Origin of the sequence: Sphingobacterium sp. UBA6320 (genome assembly GCF_002440335.1) — a bacterium.
GTDB lineage: Bacteria > Bacteroidota > Bacteroidia > Sphingobacteriales > Sphingobacteriaceae > Sphingobacterium.
In genome coordinates, this window is the sequence record NZ_DJTA01000002.1 from 219,455 (window position 1) to 241,415 (window position 21,961).

The 21,961-nt window shown below is 36.4% G+C and carries 17 protein-coding genes; all 17 read left to right on the forward strand.

Going from position 1 to position 21,961, the window contains the following annotated elements; genetic code table 11:
* Position 1 precedes the first annotated feature (1 nt).
* The 17 genes from B3P23_RS01245 (at position 2) to ilvA (ending at position 21,678) form a co-directional block, all read left to right on the forward strand.
* Positions 2–1,909 (forward strand): DUF294 nucleotidyltransferase-like domain-containing protein, encoded by a 1,908-nt coding sequence (locus tag B3P23_RS01245; protein ID WP_045755700.1) that lies wholly within the window; start codon positions 2–4, stop codon positions 1,907–1,909.
* 252 nt (positions 1,910–2,161) lie between these two features.
* Positions 2,162–2,794, forward strand: coding sequence for a hypothetical protein (locus B3P23_RS01250; RefSeq protein ID WP_293923877.1), 633 nt, complete (start codon positions 2,162–2,164; stop codon positions 2,792–2,794).
* Positions 2,795–3,258: 464 nt separating this feature from the next.
* Positions 3,259–4,761 carry a F0F1 ATP synthase subunit beta gene (atpD, locus tag B3P23_RS01255; RefSeq protein WP_045755061.1) on the forward strand — a complete coding sequence of 501 codons (1,503 nt, stop codon included), beginning with the start codon at positions 3,259–3,261 and terminating at the stop codon, positions 4,759–4,761.
* A gap of 156 nt (positions 4,762–4,917) precedes the next feature.
* The gene (gene atpC, locus B3P23_RS01260; RefSeq protein ID WP_045755062.1) at positions 4,918–5,166 is read left to right on the forward strand and encodes an ATP synthase F1 subunit epsilon; all 249 of its coding nucleotides are present in this window, start codon (positions 4,918–4,920) and stop codon (positions 5,164–5,166) included.
* A gap of 973 nt (positions 5,167–6,139) precedes the next feature.
* On the forward strand, positions 6,140–7,030 hold the full coding sequence (gene ilvE, locus B3P23_RS01265; protein ID WP_094773240.1) for a branched-chain-amino-acid transaminase: 891 nt from the start codon (positions 6,140–6,142) through the stop codon (positions 7,028–7,030).
* Complete coding sequence (ilvD, locus tag B3P23_RS01270) at positions 7,014–8,714, forward strand: dihydroxy-acid dehydratase (protein WP_045752792.1); 1,701 nt, start codon at positions 7,014–7,016, stop codon at positions 8,712–8,714. The genes ilvE and ilvD overlap by 17 nt, the downstream gene beginning before the upstream one ends.
* A gap of 60 nt (positions 8,715–8,774) precedes the next feature.
* Complete coding sequence (gene ilvB, locus B3P23_RS01275) at positions 8,775–10,520, forward strand: biosynthetic-type acetolactate synthase large subunit (RefSeq protein WP_045752791.1); 1,746 nt, start codon at positions 8,775–8,777, stop codon at positions 10,518–10,520.
* A 2-nt stretch (positions 10,521–10,522) separates the two neighbouring features.
* Positions 10,523–11,113: an acetolactate synthase small subunit gene (ilvN, locus tag B3P23_RS01280; RefSeq protein WP_045752790.1), complete on the forward strand. Its 591-nt coding sequence runs from the start codon at positions 10,523–10,525 to the stop codon at positions 11,111–11,113.
* 61 nt (positions 11,114–11,174) lie between these two features.
* A complete protein-coding gene (locus B3P23_RS01285; RefSeq protein ID WP_293923886.1) occupies positions 11,175–11,651 on the forward strand; it encodes a DinB family protein in 477 nt (158 codons plus the stop codon).
* A 39-nt stretch (positions 11,652–11,690) separates the two neighbouring features.
* Positions 11,691–13,172 carry a ketol-acid reductoisomerase gene (gene ilvC, locus B3P23_RS01290; protein ID WP_293923889.1) on the forward strand — a complete coding sequence of 494 codons (1,482 nt, stop codon included), beginning with the start codon at positions 11,691–11,693 and terminating at the stop codon, positions 13,170–13,172.
* Positions 13,173–13,266: 94 nt separating this feature from the next.
* A complete protein-coding gene (gene leuC, locus B3P23_RS01295; RefSeq protein ID WP_293923892.1) occupies positions 13,267–14,664 on the forward strand; it encodes a 3-isopropylmalate dehydratase large subunit in 1,398 nt (465 codons plus the stop codon).
* A 39-nt stretch (positions 14,665–14,703) separates the two neighbouring features.
* On the forward strand, positions 14,704–15,525 hold the full coding sequence (locus B3P23_RS01300) for a methyltransferase domain-containing protein (RefSeq protein WP_281046778.1): 822 nt from the start codon (positions 14,704–14,706) through the stop codon (positions 15,523–15,525).
* Positions 15,526–15,829: 304 nt separating this feature from the next.
* A complete protein-coding gene (leuD, locus tag B3P23_RS01305; protein WP_045752785.1) occupies positions 15,830–16,414 on the forward strand; it encodes a 3-isopropylmalate dehydratase small subunit in 585 nt (194 codons plus the stop codon).
* Positions 16,414–17,877 carry an ATP-binding cassette domain-containing protein gene (locus B3P23_RS01310; protein WP_248755570.1) on the forward strand — a complete coding sequence of 488 codons (1,464 nt, stop codon included), beginning with the start codon at positions 16,414–16,416 and terminating at the stop codon, positions 17,875–17,877. The genes leuD and B3P23_RS01310 overlap by 1 nt, the downstream gene beginning before the upstream one ends.
* Before the next feature lie 135 nt (positions 17,878–18,012).
* Complete coding sequence (leuB, locus tag B3P23_RS01315; protein ID WP_293923901.1) at positions 18,013–19,086, forward strand: 3-isopropylmalate dehydrogenase; 1,074 nt, start codon at positions 18,013–18,015, stop codon at positions 19,084–19,086.
* Positions 19,087–19,121: 35 nt separating this feature from the next.
* Positions 19,122–20,285, forward strand: coding sequence for a 2-isopropylmalate synthase (locus B3P23_RS01320; protein ID WP_084405278.1), 1,164 nt, complete (start codon positions 19,122–19,124; stop codon positions 20,283–20,285).
* A 139-nt stretch (positions 20,286–20,424) separates the two neighbouring features.
* Positions 20,425–21,678: a threonine ammonia-lyase IlvA gene (gene ilvA, locus B3P23_RS01325; RefSeq protein ID WP_045752782.1), complete on the forward strand. Its 1,254-nt coding sequence runs from the start codon at positions 20,425–20,427 to the stop codon at positions 21,676–21,678.
* The last annotated feature ends 283 nt before the right edge of the window (positions 21,679–21,961 follow it).

Genomic DNA, 21,961 nt, shown 5'->3' on the forward strand with positions numbered 1-21,961 from the left:
TATGAATAATTCTGAGGTTATTTTATCGTTATTAAAAACAACTCAACCTTTTCAACTCTTGCCCGATTCCGTGCAAAAAAGTTTAGTAGACCTAATGACGAAATATACATTTACAAAAGAAGAGCTGCTTTACCGACAGAATGTGACAGATATTGAAGGAATAGATCTCATTTATAAAGGTGAATACGAAACTTTTTTCTTAGATACTAGTGAAAATAAACATTCTATTGAGATCCATCATCATCCTTATTGCTTTGGAGGAATATCTATTCTGCTAAACCGTAAAAAGGCATTAAAATCTGTCATGGTCAAAAAAGGAACAACCATATACCGATTGCCCCGTAAAGACTTTATTGAACTCTGTCATGTCAATGAGGATTTTTTTCATTTCTTTACAAATTCATTTGGACGCAAAATGCTAGAAGAAGATTTTTCGCATTTCGTAAAATCGCCAGCACCATTTGAAGAAAGTTATTACGCAGCTGATCAGTTATATTCTCGAAAGATTGATAACATCATCTATAAAGATATTATATCCGTTCCCTACCATACGCCTATTTTCGAAGTAGCACAAAAAATGTCAAGACATAAAATTAGCTGCATCTTTATAACGGAAAAAGAAGAAATCATCGGATACGCAACAGATATAACATTACGCGACAATGTATTAGGCAAGCAAATAGAAGCTACACAACCGATCGGGTCGGTGATGGACAATCCGATTGTCAGCATCTCTCATCAAGCCTTTCTATATGAAGCCGTTCTCATGATGTTCCGAACGAAAACCAAATATCTTTTAGTCGAAAAAGAAGGTAAATATGTTGGTTTTTTAAGCCGTAATCGCTTACTAAGTGAGCAAGGGCAATCTCCCTTAGTTTTTATACAATCTGTAAAATTAGCTGAATCTATAGATGAGCTCGGAGATAAATGGAATAATGTACCTAAAATTATAAACCAATTGCTAGAGCGCGGTGTCCATGCAGAAATTGCCAACCAAGTGATCACCACAATTGCCGATACCATTTCAATCAAAGTGATTGAAAAAGTGATCCAAGAAATTGGAGAACCTCCCGCAAAATTTGTTTTTATGGTAACAGGAAGTGAAGGCAGGAAGGAACAAACACTCAAAACCGATCAAGATAATGCCATTATATATGAAGATAAAGCGAATGAACATCGTGAACTTGTTAGAAGTTATTTTTTAACTTTTGCAAAGAAAGTCTCTGATTATTTAAATAAAATTGGATTTGTATACTGTACCGGTGAATTTATGGCGAGCAATCCTAAATGGACACATTCTTTATCCCATTGGAAAAATAATTATAAAAATTGGATAGAAGATACCATGCCCGAGAATGCGATTAAATTTTCAACGTTCTTTGATTGTAGGCGACTCTATGGAGATCAAGAAATCATTGATGAACTTAAATTATTTTTAAATATAGAATTACAAAAACCAAATGAACGCTTCTTCTCCTTCATCGCAAAGAATGCTTTGCAATATCAACCACCATTAACATTTTTTAATGCCATAAAAACACAAACCATTGGAACTGCTGAATTTTTAAATATCAAAAAAGCGATGACTCCAATTGTGGATCTGGTGCGTGTATATGCATTAAAAAATAGAATTTATGAAGAAAATACTGGCGAAAGGCTTAAAAAATTGGTTAAGCTCGGGATCTTCAATCAGACACAATACGAAGAATTATATCAATCATACTATTACATGATGGCCCTGAGATTAAAAAATCAAACTAATGAGATTTTAACCTCAAAATCTGAACCCAGTAATTATATTCGAATCGATAGTCTAACTAAAATTGAAAAAGCAACTTTGAAAGAAATATTTAAGACCATTAGCAATTTTCAATTGGGTATCAAATTTAAATTTACGAGCAGCCTCTAGCTAAAAAACGATTGATCTGTACATAAAATAATCGATCAAGAACTTGTGAAAAAAGTGCTCATCTAAGCGTAATTTTTAAAACAACAAATAGGATGAACACCTAAACAATTAGGATTGCATATTCTTTATTTATCTTGCAGAAATACACATTTAATAAAAATATTTCAACATTTAAACTTAAAATCTTAACTTTTTAGTATATATTAGAAGCAATCATTAATTTTGTAAAAAATTTGTAACGTTAATTCATCTATGCATATTTTAAAATCACTAGTTATAACTGTATCTCTTCTATGCGCTCATCAGCAATTCGCTTCGGCCCAAGCTCCAGTAGCTCAACCAACAACAGCAGCTGCTAACAAATTTGGCCCTGAAGGTTTGAGTAAAGGTAGTCTTGCAAATCAGTTTGACCATTTGAACTACATTTCAAAAAATAATTATGATTTCAAGATGGTACGCAAATCAAATCTGGAGATCATCAGAAAAAATGTAGTAGATACTGTCAGCAAACTTCAAAAAGAAATTACTGCATTAAAATCTGCAAGCTCAAATTACGGATCGACAACCAAAGGATTACAAGATAGTGTTCAGATATTAAAAGACCAATTGGCTCAGGAACAAGAAAAAGCCGATAGTTTCTCTTTTTTAGGAATCAATACTACCAAATCAGCTTATAGCAGTATCGTTTGGTTAATCATTGCCGTACTCTTGATCAGTACAGTAACCTTTCTATTCTCTTACCGTAAAGCGAAAGTAAATACTGATGAATATCAAAAAACGGCAGATCAAGCACAAGAAGAGCTTGCGTTATTCCGAAAAAAGGCACTTGAAAAAGAACAAGCATTAAAACGTCAACTTCAAGATGAATTAAACAAAAGATCGTAACGATTTTTTAATACATTTAAAATAAGGGCAATTGCATCGTGCAATTGCCCTTATTTTATTCGAGATAAAGAGTGAGAATAGGATTTGTTTATAAATAATTCAATATGTTTTCGAATAATCAGCGCCATGATACAACAAATATGTAACGATCGGAGTTGTATTTGATTCAAACTCGTTCTATATTTGAATTAAAATCAGGATTTTTTATCGTTTGTCCAATGATGACAAAAAAAGATGAATAGTGTCTTTAAAATGGATAAAGCCGTCATATTAAGCTGAAATTATCTTTTTTCGAGAACATATATTATTAGAATGAATAACAAATTGACATATTTCAATAAAAAAGAATTTAATTGAAATTTCTATTTGTTTTTCAGCGACAATAAGCTTATTTTTGCTGACCAAAAAGAGGCGGTTTATATTGCCTTTATAAAATTGATTAATAAATATTTAGTCCCCATAATATGCCCAATATTGGTAAAATAGCGCAGATTATCGGCCCAGTGGTTGACGTCAACTTCGCCGACAATGAAAATCTACCTAAAATTTACGATGCCTTGATTATCGAGAGAGAAAATGGTCAACGTGTCGTTTTAGAGGTTCAACAACACTTAGGTGAGGAACGTGTTCGTACAATTTCTATGGATGCAACCGAAGGTTTGGTTCGTGGAATGAAAGTTGTCGACACAGGTGCTCCAATCAAAATGCCTATTGGTGAAGAAATTAAAGGTCGTGTATTCAACGTTGTGGGTGATGCCATTGACGGGATCAAAAATTTAGATAAAACTAATGGTCGTTCAATCCATAATGTTCCACCTAAATTTGAAGATCTATCGACTGAAACTGAAGTACTTTTCACAGGTATTAAAGTAATCGATTTATTAGAGCCATATTCTAAAGGTGGTAAAATTGGATTATTTGGTGGTGCCGGTGTAGGTAAAACTGTATTAATTCAAGAGTTAATCAACAATATCGCAAAAGGACACGGTGGTTTATCTGTATTTGCTGGTGTTGGTGAGCGTACACGTGAAGGTAATGACTTATTGCGTGAGATGTTGGAATCAGGCATTATCAAATATGGTGAGCACTTCATGGAAGAGATGGAAAAAGGTCAATGGCCTTTAGATGCTATCGATACCGAATTGATGAAAGAATCGAAATGTACTTTCGTATTCGGTCAAATGAATGAGCCTCCAGGTGCACGTGCACGTGTTGCTTTATCAGGCTTAACGATTGCTGAATATTTCCGTGATGGTGAAGAAGATGGTAAAGGTAAAGACGTATTATTCTTTATTGATAATATCTTCCGTTTTACACAAGCGGGTTCTGAAGTATCTGCTTTATTAGGCCGTATGCCTTCTGCAGTAGGTTACCAACCGACGTTAGCAACAGAGATGGGTTTAATGCAAGAGCGTATTACCTCTACTAAAAACGGATCAATTACTTCAGTTCAAGCGGTATACGTACCTGCGGATGATTTAACCGACCCTGCTCCAGCGACAACATTTGCTCACTTAGATGCAACGACTGTATTATCACGTAAAATTGCAGAGTTAGGTATTTATCCTGCAGTAGATCCATTAGATTCGACTTCTCGCATCTTAAGCCCTGCTGTTTTAGGTAACGAGCACTACGATACAGCACAGCGCGTAAAAGAAATCTTACAACGTTACAAAGAATTACAAGATATCATCGCCATCTTAGGTATGGATGAGTTATCAGAAGAAGATAAATTAACCGTACAACGCGCACGTCGTGTTCAACGTTTCTTATCACAACCTTTCCACGTGGCTGAGCAATTTACAGGTTTAAAAGGTGTATTGGTAGACATCAAAGATACAATCAAAGGGTTTAATATGATCCTTGATGGTGCTGTTGATGAGTATCCTGAGGCAGCTTTCAACTTAGTAGGTAGCATCGAAGAAGCAATCGAAAAAGGTAAAAAATTATTAGCTGAAGCAGTTTAAGTTAGTTGTTAGTATTTAGTAGCTTGTATTTAGATCTCGAAAACTTAATATGAAGGTTTTAGATGCTAATCGATAGCAAAAGTCTAAATACTCCATACTAAATACAGTGTAAAAGTCTAAGTACTTAATACGAACTACTAAATACTATTATATAAAATGAAATTATCTATAATCACTCCTGACAAAATAGTATTTGAAGGTGATGCAACTGCGGTAACTGTTCCAGGTACTGCAGGATCTTTTCAAATCTTAAAAGATCACGCTGCTATCATTTCTACTTTAGAAGATGGAAAAGTAATTATTCAGCAAGGTAAAGACGAGCAAACCTTAAGCATCAAAGGTGGTGTGGTAGAAGCTAAAAACAATGTCGTTACGATATTAGCTGAAGGAATTATTGAAGCATAACTCATCTCTTGATGATATCTAAAAGCCTCTTACTTAAAAATAAGAGGCTTTTGTATTTTTATCCACTTGTCCCAAATAGATATCCACATCTTGTTTATAAATGAATGGAAAAATTCTTTCCAGTTAAATGGTCACTTATAGACCTATCTCAAATCATAACTTGTTATACGTCGTATATCGTTTTCTTAACACTTGTCAACAAGATGTCTACAACATGTTTATAACCTCCTAGAAAATGGAAGAACTTCACACTTTATATACCTTTATCAACATGATGTTTATAAAACCAAAATAAACTGTTCTTCACCAAACATCAGGGCTCAAAGGTCTACATCAGATCATAACTGACTACACTTATTATATACATTTCTTAACAAATGCCAATAAGATGTCTATAACTTTCCATAGATTTAAAAAATACATGCTATTTTATCCACTTTTACCAATAGATATTAACATCATGGTAACAAAGCAGATAAAATATAACAGTACATTTTTATTTTTGACATGATTATAAACCAATTATTCCCATTAGTTTATAAGAATTTTACACCTAGCATTCATGACCAAAAATCTAATTATTAAGCCAATAAAAGGATTCGAAAACCGATACTCCAGCGTGTATAAAAAAATCAAATAAATTCACAATTATCCTTTTTTAAGAAGAATTTCACACAAAAATCAAAAAAAAAGTTTTCAGAACAAGTAGACCGATTTTAAATACGGTCTACTTAACGCACTTTAAAATATCAATATTATTGAAATTGTTAAAATTAAATTTTGTAAAAACCAATAATTCAAAATTATATACTTAATCAAAAAAGTCAAATATAGCTATTGCCAATTATTTTTATTCGGAGTAACTTAAAGAAATAATTTTAGCACCAAAGTTTACGGTTAAAATTACATTTACCCAAGGGAAACAAAAACAAGTTATTTTTTAATATTTACTAGAGGGGGTAGATCATAGGCTATGAAGTATTACGACGAGAACACATTAATTTACTTAGACGGATCATACGTCAAAGCTTTTGCGACAGGTCTTGACTTGTATACGCAAGCATTACACTATGGTTATGGAGCGTTCGAAGGCCTTCGGGCATATAACACCCATAATGGACCTCGTATTTTTAAGGCACTCGAACATTTCGAGCGTTTACAAAAATCTTGTGAAGCGATTAACATTCCTTATTCCTGGGACAATCGTGAGTTGATCGACCGTGCTTATGAATTACTTGCTATTAACAACTTACGTTCAGCCTATATTCGACCATTGGTATTTTCAGGATCTAATATGCACTTGACCTCATCAACCGAAGCTAGAATCATGATGGCCGCTTGGGAATGGGGACCATATTTAGGTCAGAATTTATTGAAAGTGGAAATTTCAGATATCGAACGTCCGAGTTCAAAATCATTTCCGATTTCATCTAAAATATCAGGGCAATATATTAATTCAATCCTAGCTAGCAGCAAAGCAATCCAGCATGGATTTGATGAAGCTTTATTATTGGATCAAGATGGTTATGTAGCGCAAGCTTCAAGTGAAAACTTATTCATAGAAAAAGATTTCAAAATCTACACCCCCCCTATCCAGAATATTTTCCCTGGGATAACACGAAAAAATGTCATCCTTATCTGCAAAAAATTAGGAATTGACTTAATTGAGAAACGACTAACTATTCAAGATATCCATGAAGCTGATTCAGCCTTTTTATCCGGAACGGCAGCAGAGATCATAGGAATAAAACAAGTCGATCATATTATATATAAAGAAAACTGGGAGCATACAATAGGTGCTTCTATTCAAAGAAGATATAAAAATTTAGTATTAGAGAACGAGAACTATGAAGTCATCATCTGATAAGGAAAACATATTGAATAAATACAGCCGTACATTCACACAAGATGAAACACAACCAGCAGCAAAAGCGATGCTGTATGGTATTGGTCTGACGGATGCGGACATGGAAAAAGCGCAGGTAGGTATTGCAAGCATGGGATACGATGGTAATACCTGCAATATGCATCTAAATGATTTAGCACAAGTTGTTAAAAAAGGAGTTTGGTCAAATGATTTAGTAGGTCTTACGTTTGGTACTATTGGTGTAAGTGATGGGATGAGCAACGGTACAGCAGGTATGCGCTACTCGTTGGTGAGTAGAGATGTTATCGCTGATAGTATTGAGACCATCTGTGGTGGACAATATTACGATGGATTGATTGCGATACCAGGATGCGATAAAAATATGCCTGGAGCTATTATCGCAATGGGCCGTCTGGATCGTCCAGCGATTATGGTCTATGGCGGAACTATTGCCCCAGGCCATTATAAAGGTGAAGATTTAAATATTGTTTCCGCATTTGAAGCTTTAGGGCAAAAAATATGTGGTAATATATCCGACGAAGATTATGACGGTGTGATCCGTAATACTTGCCCTGGAGCAGGTGCTTGTGGCGGAATGTATACCGCAAACACCATGGCTGCTGCCATAGAAGCATTAGGTATGAGTTTACCTTATTCATCTTCTAACCCAGCTGTTTCACAAGATAAAAAAGATGAATGTCTAGAAGCAGGTAAATATATCCGTATCTTATTAGAAAAAGATATCAAACCTTCGGATATCATGACACGTAAAGCATTTGAAAATGCCATTCGTGCGATCATCATCTTAGGAGGAAGTACCAATGCTGTGTTGCACTTTATTGCAATTGGTAAATCTATAGGAGTAGACATCACTCAAGACGATTTTCAACGCATGTCGGATGAGACACCGGTCTTAGCAGATTTTAAACCTTCCGGAAAATACTTAATGCAAGATTTACATCAATATGGTGGTATCCCTGCTGTTTTAAAGTATCTATTGAACGAAGGCTTATTGCATGGTGATTGTTTGACTGTAACAGGTAAGACACTGGCAGAGAATTTGGCAGATGTGAAATCCGTCATCGATTATGATCAGAAGATCATACATAAATTGAGTGATCCAATTAAAGCAAATGGTCACTTACAGATCCTTTATGGTAATTTAGCAGAGAAAGGTTCTGTTGCTAAAATTTCAGGAAAAGAGGGGGAGAAATTTGTCGGTCCAGCTCGTGTGTTTGATGGCGAACAAGATCTTATCGTAGGTATTTCATCAGGACGTGTTAAAAAAGGTGATGTAGTGGTTATTAAAAACGAAGGACCTGTTGGAGCACCGGGAATGCCTGAAATGTTAAAACCTACTTCGGCTATCATTGGTGCAGGATTAGGAAAATCGGTTGCATTGATCACTGATGGAAGATTCTCTGGAGGAACGCATGGTTTTGTCGTGGGACACATTACCCCTGAAGCGTACAAAGGAGGTTTAATTGGATTGGTAGAAGATGATGATATCATTGAAATCGATTCGGTCAACAATACTTTAAACTTAAAAGTAGATGAAGCAACAATTGCAGCTCGACGTGCACAATGGAAACAACCAGCACTAAAAGTAACTAAGGGAGTGCTTTACAAATACGCAAAAACCGTTTCCGACGCTTCAGATGGCTGTGTAACAGATCTATAAAGCAAAAGACCGAATAATCAACAAAAACAAAAGAATTACAAATCGAATAAATTAAAAATAATGAGTACGCTGGAAAAAACTGAAAGTAAGGAATGTACGAAGCAGCCTCAACCTATTAATCAATTGACAGGTTCGCAGGCGGTATTAGAAGCCTTATTGTGTGAAGGTGTTGATACCGTATTTGGATATCCTGGAGGAGCGATCATGCCGATCTATGATGCATTATATGATTACAATGAAAAATTGACTCATATTCTTGTCCGTCATGAGCAAGGTGGTATCCATGCAGCACAAGGCTTTGCAAGAACCTCTGGCCGTACCGGTGTTGTATTTGCGACATCTGGTCCTGGAGCAACAAATTTAGTAACTGGTTTGGCTGATGCTATGATCGATAGTAATCCTATCGTCTGTATCACTGGACAAGTATTCGCTAGTTTATTGGGTACAGATGCTTTTCAAGAAACAGACGTCATTAATATTACCGCACCTGTCACCAAATGGAGTTACCAAGTGACAGAAGCATCAGAAATTCCTACAGCAATAGCCAAAGCATTTCATATTGCTAGTACGGGTCGTCCTGGTCCCGTATTGATCGATATTACAAAAAATGCTCAAATGGAGTTATTCGATTATTTAGGATATGAAAAGTGTACACACATACGCTCATACCGTCCTTCTCCAATCGTCAGAAAAGAATATGTACAAGAAGCTGCAGCTTTAATCAATAGTGCTCAAAAACCATTTATCTTATTTGGTCAAGGTATCATCCTAGGGAGAGCTGAACAAGAATTTAAAGCTTTCTTAGAAAAGTCAGGAATACCTGCCGCGGCAACCGTAATGGGACTGAGCGCACTAGAAACAGATCATCCACAACATGTTGGAATGCTAGGTATGCATGGCAACTATGCGCCAAATGTGATGACAAATGAATGTGACGTCTTAATCGCTATTGGTATGCGTTTCGATGACCGTGTAACTGGACGTCTTGACAAATATGCGAAACAGGCAAAGGTAGTTCATCTTGATATTGACCCTGCAGAAATTGATAAAAATGTACAAACAACTGTTGCCGTTTGGGGAGATTGTAAAGAAACATTGCCACAACTGACTGAATTGATTGACAAAAAAGACCATACCGATTGGTTGGCACAATTCAGAACGTTAGAAAAAGAAGAAATTAAAGAAGTCATCCAAAACGAGCTTCATCCAACTGGTGATGTACTAACCATGGGTGAAGTGATCAATTTACTAAACGAATTGACAGAAGGTAATGCGATCATCACCACAGATGTGGGTCAACATCAAATGGTCGCATGCCGCTACTCAAAATTCAAACAATCAAAATCGAATGTCACTTCAGGCGGACTGGGAACAATGGGATTTGGTCTACCTGCAGCTATAGGGGCTTGGTATGGTGCACCTCATCGTGATGTTATTGCGATTATCGGTGATGGAGGTTTCCAAATGACATTACAAGAATTGGGCACGATTATGCAATTTGGTGCTAAAGTAAAAATCTTGATCTTAAACAATCAATTCTTGGGAATGGTACGCCAATGGCAACAGCTTTTCAATGAAAAAAGATACTCATTTGTTAATATTACAAGTCCAGATTTTGTTGCACTAGCAAAATCATACTACATCGATGGCCAAAAAGTATCTGAAAGAGATCAATTGAAAACAGCGTTAAAAACCATGTTGGATCACGATAGCGCATATTTACTAGAGGTAATGGTGGGCAAAGAGAACAATGTATTCCCTATGGTTGCCCAAGGAACTAGTGTTTCAGAAATTAGATTGAAGTAAAAATGGAAAAACAAGAATATACAATTACGATATATACGGAAAATTCTATCGGTATGATCGGTAGAATATCAACCATATTCTCAAGAAGAAAAATCAATATCGAAAGCTTAAACACTTCACCTTCCGAAGTCGAAGGCATTCACCGCTTCACAATCTTAATCGCGGAAGCTGAGGAAGTAGTCCGCAAATTGTGTCGTCAAATTGAAAAACAGGTAGAAGTACTGAAAGCCTATTATAATACGAATGATGAAGTCATCTGGCAAGAACAGGCTTTATATAAAGTCCCAACAGATATCATTACCGAAAAAGTATATGTAGAAAGACTATTGCGTCAATATGGCGCATCTGCAGTTGTAATCCGCAAAGATTACACCGTATTTGAAACTGCTGGACATCGAGAGGAAATTGATAAACTAACAGAAGAGTTGACTAAGTATAACTTAATCGAATTTGTACGCGGTGCACGTATCGCTATCATTAAAGAAAGTGCAGGATTTCATGCTAAGCTAAAAGAATTTGAGCGAAGAGAGCCTTCTGAAGAAGTTGTTGAAAACGAATATCTTGAAAAAGGAGATAATGTGTTTACCATGTAACCACACTTTGGCTTAGCTTCAATCTAGAGTAATGAAATAAATCGATTAAAAAGAGTAAAAAATGACACAACATATATTTGAATTTATCATCAATAGTCGCAAAGCCTTCATCCGCTTGATCGATGATTTAACAATAGACGAATTAAACCAAATACCAGAAGGATTCAATAATAATATCTTTTGGAATTTTGCACATATCGTTGTTTCCACTCAAACTTTGAGCTACGTTCGTACTGGCATCCTAGCAAATGCTTCAACGGTAAAGTACAATGACGATTATAAAAAAGACACAAAACCAACACGCGAGGTGACGCAAGCAGAAGTGGATGAATTTAAATCTTTAGCGCTAACAACGATCGATCAGATTCAAAGCGACTATGCAAAGGGAACTTTCAAATCCATCACACCGTATGCGACCGCAACGTATGGTTCTGAGATGAAAACAATCGAAGAAGTACTAATCGCGACATTATCGCACGATAATTTGCACTGGGGATATGCCCAAGCACAACGCAGAGTAATTAAAAATAATAAATAGAATAATCAACAAACCATCAATAAGAAATTAATAATAACAATGGCAAATTATTTCAACACACTACCACTTAGAGATCAATTACATCAATTAGGTCAAGCAGAGTTTATGAACAATAGTGAGTTCGCAGACGGTGTGGATGCTTTAAAAGGTAAAAAAATCGTAATCGTAGGCTGTGGTGCACAAGGATTAAATCAAGGTCTAAATTTAAGAGATAGCGGTTTAGATGTATCATATACATTGCGTAAAGAAGCTATTGAGCAAAAAAGAGATTCTTGGAAAAATGCTACGGACAACAATTTTAATGTTGGCACTTACGAAGAGTTGATCCCAACAGCAGATTTAGTGATCAACTTAACACCTGATAAACAACATACAGCTGTGATCAACGCCGTAATGCCTCTGATGAAAGAAGGAGCTACATTGTCATATTCTCACGGTTTCAATATTGTTGAAGAAGGCATGCAAATCCGTAAAGATATTACGGTTATCATGGTCGCACCAAAATGCCCAGGATCTGAAGTTCGTGCAGAATATGTACGTGGTTTTGGTGTTCCTACTTTAATTGCTGTTCACCCAGAAAATGATCCTCAAGGAAAGGGATGGGCTGAAGCAAAAGCATATTGCGTAGGTACAGGTGGCCATAGAGCAGGTGTATTGAAATCGTCATTTGTTGCCGAAGTAAAATCTGATTTAATGGGCGAGCAAACCATCCTATGTGGTTTATTGCAAACAGGTTCTATTTTATCTTTCGATAAAATGGTTGAACAAGGCATTGATGCGGGATATGCTTCCAAATTAGTTCAATATGGAGTAGAAGTTATCACGGAAGCATTAAAGCATGGTGGTGTAAGTGGCATGATGGATCGCTTAAGCAATCCTGCTAAAATTAAAGCTTTTGAATTATCAGAAGAATTAAAAGATATCATGCGACCATTATTCCAAAAACACCAAGATGATATTATCTCAGGTGAATTCAGTAAAACAATGATGGAAGACTGGGCTAATGGTGATGCTAATCTTTTAAAATGGAGAGCTGAAACCGGTGAGACAGCATTTGAAAAAACACCTGCAGGTGATGTTAAAATTGCAGAGCAAGAATACTTCGACAATTATACATTAATGGTTGCTTTTATCAGAGCTGGTGTTGAATTAGCTTTCGAAACGATGGTTGAAGCCGGTATTAAACCAGAATCAGCTTACTACGAGTCGTTACACGAGACTCCTTTAATCGCGAATACAATCGCTCGTAAAAAATTATTTGAAATGAACCGTGTTATTTCAGATACAGCAGAATATGGCTGTTATTTATTTGATCAAGCTTGTAAACCATTATTAGCTGATTTCATGAAGACAGTACAAACTGATTTAGTAGGTAAAAACTACAATGCTGGTAAAGACGGATCAGTAGATAACGCTCAGTTAGTGGAGATTAATGAAATTTTACGTAATCATGAAGTAGAAATTGTTGGTCGTAAATTACGTCAAGCAATGACTGCAATGAAAGCTATAAAAACTGTTTAAAATTTCGTAATTTAGACTGCAAAAATTCGGCTGTTTTTAGGAAGTTCCTAAAAACAGCCGAATTAAATTGAAAAAATTAACATTAGAGAAGAAAATGTCAAAAACATTAGTAGAAAAAATTTGGGATGCGCATGTCGTCAAACGTGAAGAAGGATTTCCAGATATTATTTATATAGACACACACCTTATCCATGAGGTAACTTCACCACAAGCATTCGACGGTTTACGAAAAAGAGGCTTACCGGTATTTCGTCCCAACCAAACTGTCGCAACTGCAGATCATAATGTTCCCACTGTAAATCAGCATCTTCCGATTAAAGAAGAATTATCACGTTACCAAGTCGATATGTTGACTAAAAACTGTGCTGAATTTGGAATTAATTTATACGGTCTCGGTCACCCCTATCAAGGCATTGTACACGTTATCGGCCCAGAACTAGGTATTACCCTTCCTGGTAAAACCATGGTATGTGGAGATAGTCACACCTCTACCCATGGTGCATTTGGCGCTATTGCTTTTGGAATAGGCACTTCTCAAGTGGAACAAGTTTTTGCAACACAATGCTTATTGCAACAAAAACCCAAAACGATGAAAATCGAAGTAAATGGTGATTTGCAAAAAGGAGTAGGCGCAAAAGATATTATCTTATACATCATTGCAAAAATCTCCGCAGCAGGTGGTACAGGCTATTTTATTGAATATGCTGGTTCTGCGATCCGTTCTTTAAGTATGGAAGCAAGAATGACTATCTGTAATATGAGTATTGAAATGGGAGCTCGAGGCGGCTTAATTGCCCCCGATCAAGCGACTTTCGATTACGTAGAAGGACGTGAATTCGCCCCTAAAGGTGAAGAATGGGATCAAGCATTGGCCTACTGGAAAACATTATATTCTGATGATGATGCACAATTTGATGCTGTATTAGAATTTGATGCAGCAGATATCGCACCGATGATCACCTATGGTACTAACCCAGGAATGGGAATGGGGATCACAGAAAATATTCCGGCTACACAAGCGCAACCAGAATCTGAACAACCATCTTATCAAAAAGCACTCAATTATATGGGCTTTGCAGATGATGCTCCAATCTTGGGAAAACCTGTAGACTATGTCTTTATTGGAAGCTGTACTAACTCTCGCATCGAAGATTTACGTGAAGTAGCTGCCTTTGTTCAAGGAAAACAAAAAGCAGAACAAGTAGAGGTATGGATCGTCCCAGGCTCTAAGCAAGTAGAAAAACAGGCCATCGAAGAAGGATTAGACAAGATTTTCGAAGCCGCAGGTTTCCAATTACGTGAACCTGGATGTTCAGCTTGTCTAGGAATGAACGAAGATAAAATTCCTGCAGGGAAATACTGTGTTTCAACTTCAAATAGAAATTTTGAAGGACGTCAAGGTCCTAATGCTCGTACCATGCTTGTATCACCTTTAACTGCCGCTGCCGCAGCTGTTACAGGTATTATTACGGATGTACGGGAATTGATATAAATTAAATATGAATAGTACTGTTCTTTAATCACTTCACTTATGTGCCAAATTTGTCAGACCGTAGCAGTCACTGAAAATAAAGTCATCCATAGAGAATCGCAGAGCTCCGCTACCACCTTTAACCAAAGAACTTTGGATCAGGATTATCGTACGTTAAAGTCTGCTTTAAAACCTGGAATGCGTATTTTGGACATTGGATGTGGAACAGGTGCCATCACCAAAGACATCGCTACAATTGTAGGGCCATCTGGTTATGTTATTGGAATTGATAATACTGCCTCATTTATTACCGAAGGAAAAAGTTTATTCAAAAACATACCCAATCTGGAATTGGTGCACTGCGATTTGTTAGATTTTGAAAGTATTGAAAAATTTGATTTAATCGTATCAGCAAGAACCTTCCAGTGGATTTCAACACTAGATAAAGCGATTGATAAATTGAAAACGTTATTAAAGCCCAATGGGCAAGTATCGATTTTAGATTATAATCATGAAGCGATAGATTGGAATCCAAAAATACCAAGAAGCATGCAACATTTTTATCACATGTTTCTCATGTGGCGAAATGATGCTGGTATGAACAATAGAATAGGCTATGATCTGGAGGAAATATTTGAAGAGCATGGATTTGATCAAATAGAAGTGTTCAATGCAGATGAACATTATGAGCGTAGTAATCCATTACATCTAGAGAAACTAAAAATATGGTCTAAGGTGGCCAACTCCAAACAGATGGTAGAAGAGGGATATTTGAGTGATCAGGAACGTTTAGATGCTATTCAAGATTATAATAATTGGGCTGATCAGGAAGCGGTAAGTATGACCATGAAACTACGAGAAGTGAGGGCAGTTTTAAAATAAAAAAACTAGTATCAATAAATTATTTGGATAAAACCATCATGAGTATATCGAGGCACGCACATAAAGATAAGTATGCTTCTCATGATAGCTTAATCACCATTAAGTAACAAACCGAGTTTATTTATACATTTGAAGACAGAGACTCGTAAATAATGAATTGGATGAAACCATCATGAGCTTAAAGCAGCTCACAAACCGAGATAAATACTCGGCTCATGATAGCTTCATCACCATTAAAAAACAAACCGAGTGAAACGAGTTCATTTATACAGTTAAGAACAGACACTCGTAAATAATTATTTGGATGAAAAAATTTGAAACATTAACAACAACGGTAGTTCCTTTACCGATTGAAAATATAGATACCGATCAGATCATTCCAGCTCGCTTTCTAAAAGCGACTACACGTGAAGGATTTGGTGATAACTTATTCCGTGACTGGCGTTACGACAGCAACAATCAACCAAAAACTGATTTTGTGATGAACGATGCTACTTATCAAGGAAAAGTATTAGTCGCAGGTAAAAATTTTGGTTGCGGTTCTAGCCGAGAACATGCCGCTTGGGCTATCCAAGATTATGGATTTGATGCGGTTATCAGTAGTTTTTTTGCCGATATCTTTAAAGGAAATGCGTTGAATAATGGCGTATTGCCTATTCAGGTTACAGATGAGTTCTTAGAAACAATCTTTGATACCGTTTTTAAAAATCCTGCTACCGAAATCATTATTAATCTTGAAAACCAAACGGTTACTTTATCTGAAACAGGAGCTCAACAATCTTTTGAAATCAATCCTTACAAAAAATCATGCCTGATCAATGGTTATGATGATATTGATTTCATCTTAAACAACAAAGCTGCAATCGAAACCTTCGAACAAACAAGATAATGATAGAACCTGTCGTCCATATTGCTAATTTAACTGTTCAATACCAATATCATGTGGTATTGCAAGACTTGAATTGGCAAATTGAACCAGGTCAACACTGGTTAATCGGTGGTAAAAGCGGGACGGGAAAGACCACTTTGGCACAAGCTATTGCGAGGCATGTCTCATATCATGGAATTGTAAATGTCAACTTTGATAACAGCTCACCTCTTCCCCCAGAAGTGTTATATGTCTCCAATTGGTACCAATTCACCAATCTAGAAGGTGATAAAAATTTTTATTATCAGCAACGATACAATAAGCATCAAACCAACGATACGTTAACAGTACAGGCCGAATTTCAACATTTTGGAAAAGAAAAACATTTGCAATTCGATGACGTAAAACCATACCTCGAAACTTTTGGATTTGAAAATGTTCAACATACACAACTCATCGAATTGTCCAGTGGAGAACATAAAAAACTACAGCTGATCAAAGCATTATGGCTGAAGCCACAGGTTTTGATTATTGATCAACCTTATACTGGCCTGGATCGCCAATCGCGACAGGAACTCAATCATGCATTTGACGGCTTAGCACAAGCGGGTGTGACCTTGATCTTAATCAGTAATGATCAAACGCTACCAACCTGTATCAATCATTTTGCGGAAATACAACAAGGGCAATTAAAGGAGGTTTCTTCACCAGCAGCATTGTCACGAGAAAAAGAGCGTGCAAGAAAACCACTTCCACATTTTTTACAAAAATCTCCCCGTATAACTTCCCAAACCATGGTAAAAATGTCCAATGTGGATGTTAGATATGGGGAAAAAGAAGTATTAAAAAAGATCAATTGGGAAGTAAAAGCGGGTGAAAAATGGTTGTTACAAGGCCATAATGGATCAGGAAAGTCGACGTTATTAAGTTTAATCAATGGAGATCATCCGCAAGCATATGCCAATGATATCGTTCTGTTCGGTAAGCAAAGAGGCTCTGGAGAAAGTATATGGGACATCAAAGCTCATTTAGGAATTATTTCACCTGAGATGCATTGGTACTTTGATCAGACAGCTAAAGTTTGGCAAAGTGTCGCTTCCGGATTTTTTGATTCTGTTGGATTATTCCGTAACCTCAGCTTTGAAAAACAACAATTATTAGATCAAATATTGGATTTTTTTGATTTAAAAGAAGATAAAAATAAATTATTAAATACCCTACCCTTAGGCAAACAGCGCCTTGCTTTATTAGCAAGGACTGTCATAAAGAATCCAGAATTGTTGATTTTGGATGAACCCTGCCAAGGTCTTGATTACGAACAAACACAACATTTCAATGCCGTAGTAGATGAATTGTGTACCTATGGCAAGACATTAATTTATGTCGGCCATTTTGAAACACAACTCCCGTCATGCCTGGAAAAGAAAATCATATTAGATAAAGGAATGGTTCAGTCCATTGAAGATATTTTACAATACGCATAGCATGAAACCATCCTCAGCACACTACTCCCAACATCATGTAGATCTGCTGATGATCGTTTCATCACAAACATAAAAAACGAGTGATATGAGTTCATGAATACCGTTGAAATCCTACACTCAAAAATAATTAATCTGATGAAAAAAAATATACTCGTTATTCCTGGTGATGGAATAGGACAAGAAGTTACAATTTGGGGTAAAAAAGTTCTTGAGACAATCGGACAAAAATATGGTCATCAATTTAGTTTCGATGAAGCCATCATGGGGCATGTTGCTATTGAAGCAACTGGAAATCCATTGCCTGACGAAACTTTAGAAAAAGCAAAGTCAAGCGATGCCATCTTATTTGGAGCAATAGGGCATGCTAAATATGACAATGATCCCTCAGCAAAAGTTCGTCCGGAGCAAGGATTGTTAAAAATCCGAAAAGAGCTTGGACTTTACGCAAACTTACGTCCAATTTTGTTATTTGATGAACTTTTAGATGCTTCAAGCCTTAAGCCAGAAGTATTAAAAGGAACAGATATATTATTTTTCCGCGAGTTAACCGGTGATGTCTATTTTGGTGAAAAGAATCGTTCTGAAGACAATAATTTCGCTTCAGATTTAATGAATTACAATCGATATGAAGTAGAGCGCATTGCGCACAAGGCTTTTGAAGCTGCCCGTACACGTTCCAAAAAATTATGCTCAGTGGATAAAGCAAATGTCTTGGAAACATCTCGCCTATGGAGAGAAGTTGTTCAAGAGATTGCAAAACAATATCCTGATGTAGAAACAGAACATATGTTCATCGACAATGCTGCCATGCAATTAGTTAAAAATCCAAAGAAATTTGATGTTGTATTGACCGCTAATTTATTTGGAGATATCCTGACAGATGAAGCTTCACAAATCGCAGGCTCTATGGGTATGCTGGCTTCTGCTTCCATCGGTGATGGTACTGGATTCTTTGAACCTATTCATGGGTCAGCACACGATATCGCAGGACAGAATAAAGCCAATCCGTTAGCATCGATCCTATCTGCTGCGTTGATGTTAGATATTAGTTTCGGTTTACAGGCCGAAGCAAAAGAAGTTACCGAAGCCGTTGCTGCAACATTAAAAGCGGGCTGGAGAACAGGCGATATCGCAAATGCAAACACACCTGCAGATAAAATATTAGGCACACAAGAAATGGGTGCACGAGTATTAGAATTTATTAAATAGACTGAACAGAGTTTCTAAAATAAAAACGTAAAGCTATGTTACACGATCCAAATCATCTATACATCTTCGATACAACTCTTCGCGATGGCGAACAAGTACCAGGATGTCAATTAACTACTCCTGAAAAAATCGATATTGCAAAAGATTTGGAGAAACTGGGAGTCGATGTTATTGAAGCTGGTTTCCCAGTTTCTAGCCCTGGAGACTTCCAATCCGTTGTTGAGTTATCAAAAGCGGTAAATGATGTTATCATCTGTGCATTAACACGTGCCAATCAGAATGATATTAAAGTCGCTGCAGAAGCCCTAAAATATGCAAAAAGACCACGTATTCATACAGGTATCGGAGCTTCTGATATGCATATCAAATATAAATTCAACTCCACGCGCGAAGAGATATTAGAACGTGCTGTGGCTGCAGTAAAATATGCAAAATCGCATGTCGAAGATGTAGAATTTTACGCCGAGGACGCAGGTCGTGCAGATTTAGTTTATTTAGCGCAGATGGTTGAAGCAGTGATTGCTGCAGGTGCTACTGTAGTCAATATTCCAGATACAAACGGATATTGTTTACCAGACCAATATGGTGCAAAAATCAAGTTTTTAAAAGAAAATGTTAAAAACATTGATCAAGCTATTATTTCTGCACATTGTCACAATGACTTAGGATTAGCAACCGCTAACTCTATTGCGGCAATCCAAAATGGTGCCCGTCAGGTGGAGTGTACCATCAATGGTATCGGTGAACGAGCAGGAAATACTTCATTGGAAGAAGTGGCAATGATTCTAAAAGTACATAATCAATCTTTCGGTAATTTAACCTCAAATATTGATAGTAAGATGTTCACTTATCTATCACGTAAAGTGAGCGAAATGATGAATATGCCCGTTCAGCCAAACAAAGCAATTGTTGGACGAAATGCATTCGCACATAGTTCTGGAATCCATCAAGATGGATTTCTAAAACACCGTGAGACTTATGAAATTATTCGTCCAGAAGATGTAGGATTAGAAGAAGCAGGTATTATCTTAACCGCTCGCTCTGGTCGCCATGCTTTAAAACATCACTTGGAACGCCTAGGCTATACCTTAGAGAAAGAAGCCCTCTCACAAACATATGAGCGCTTTCTAATTCTTGCAGATGCAAAAAAAGATATTTGCGACGATGATCTCAGAAGTTTATTCGCAGAAAGCGTTTAATAAAACAAAAACTTATTAAAGCGTCATTTTGACAAAGAATAACTTTACAAGTAAAAAGTCAAAAAACTTAATTACTTTTATTCTAAGTCGAAATGGCGTTTTTTTATAACAAACAATCACCTAATCATAATAAAACAAAATGAGTTTAGATTTTTCTAATTTACAAATCGACTCAGAAAGCACTTACCACCGTATCAAAGATGTCGTCAATCGCACTGCTTTGCAATACAATACTTATCTTTCTGAGAAATATGGCGCAGATGTCTATCTGAAAAGAGAAGATTTACAAATCGTCAGATCATACAAATTAAGAGGTGCTTATAACAAAATTATTTCCCTAAGTGAAGAGCAGCAACAACGAGGTGTCGTATGTGCCAGTGCTGGCAATCATGCACAGGGAGTAGCTTTTTCTTGCAAAAAGCTCGATATCAAAGGCGTTATCTTTATGCCTGGACCAACACCAAAACAAAAAATAACACAAACAGAAATGTGGGGAAATGGTAATATTGAAATTATATTGACCGGAGACACATTTGATGATTGTCAGAAAGCTGCCCGCATTTATACCGAAGAAAATAACATGACTTTTATCCCTCCTTTTGATGATCCCAAGATTATTGAAGGACAGGGAACAGTAGCCGTAGAAATCTTACAAGACTTGCCAGATGTTGATGCTGTTTTTATTCCGATTGGTGGCGGTGGCCTTTCTGCAGGTACGAGCTACTATTTGAAGAACAAAAATCAAAATATCAAATGCTACGGTGTAGAGCCACAAGGAGCCGCTTCCATGCAAGCTGCATTTACAGTCGGAAAACCCGTAGAACTAGAAAAGATTAATAAATTTGTTGATGGTGCTGCTGTACAAAAAGTTGGCGAACTGACATTCGAGATCAGCCGTCAGTATTTAGATGATATTCGATCCATACCTGAAGGAAAAATATGTACATGCATATTAGAACTTTACAATAAAGATGCAATCGTTGTGGAGCCTGCAGGTGCCCTATCCGTGGCAGCCTTAGAATTCCATAAAGAAGAGATTAAAGGAAAAAAAGTAGTATGTATCATTTCAGGAGGAAACAATGATATCAACCGTATGAGTGAAATTCAAGAATTATCACTCCTTTATGAAGGATACAAACATTACTTTATTGTACGTTTCCCGAACCGTCCAGGGGCTTTAAAACTATTTGTATCCGAAGTACTAAGTCCAAAAGATGACATCACCCGATTTGAATTTATCAAAAAAACGGAACGCGAACGTGGGCCAGCTTTGATCGGTATTGAATTGAATAATCCGGCAGATTATCAATCTTTGTTACAAAGAATGACGGACAATAAATTTGAATATATTGAATTAAATAAAGATCAAACATTATTTGAATATTTAGTATAAGAGCTTCAAATGCAAAATCTAAAAAAGGGAAATATGAAATAAAAGCATATTTCCCTTTTTGCATTATCCACATCCAATACCTATTTTAAACCTTATCGATCTAATTTTAATCATAATTTACAAACAAGTTTACTTGCATACACTTATTTTTTACATTTTCTAAGAATGTGACAAATCACATGATGATCACTACTTTTGATCAATAAAGATCTCGGAACGAATACCATATCCAAAAACAAATTGAGAATAGAACAGCCTATTAATAAGATAAATATATTTTTTT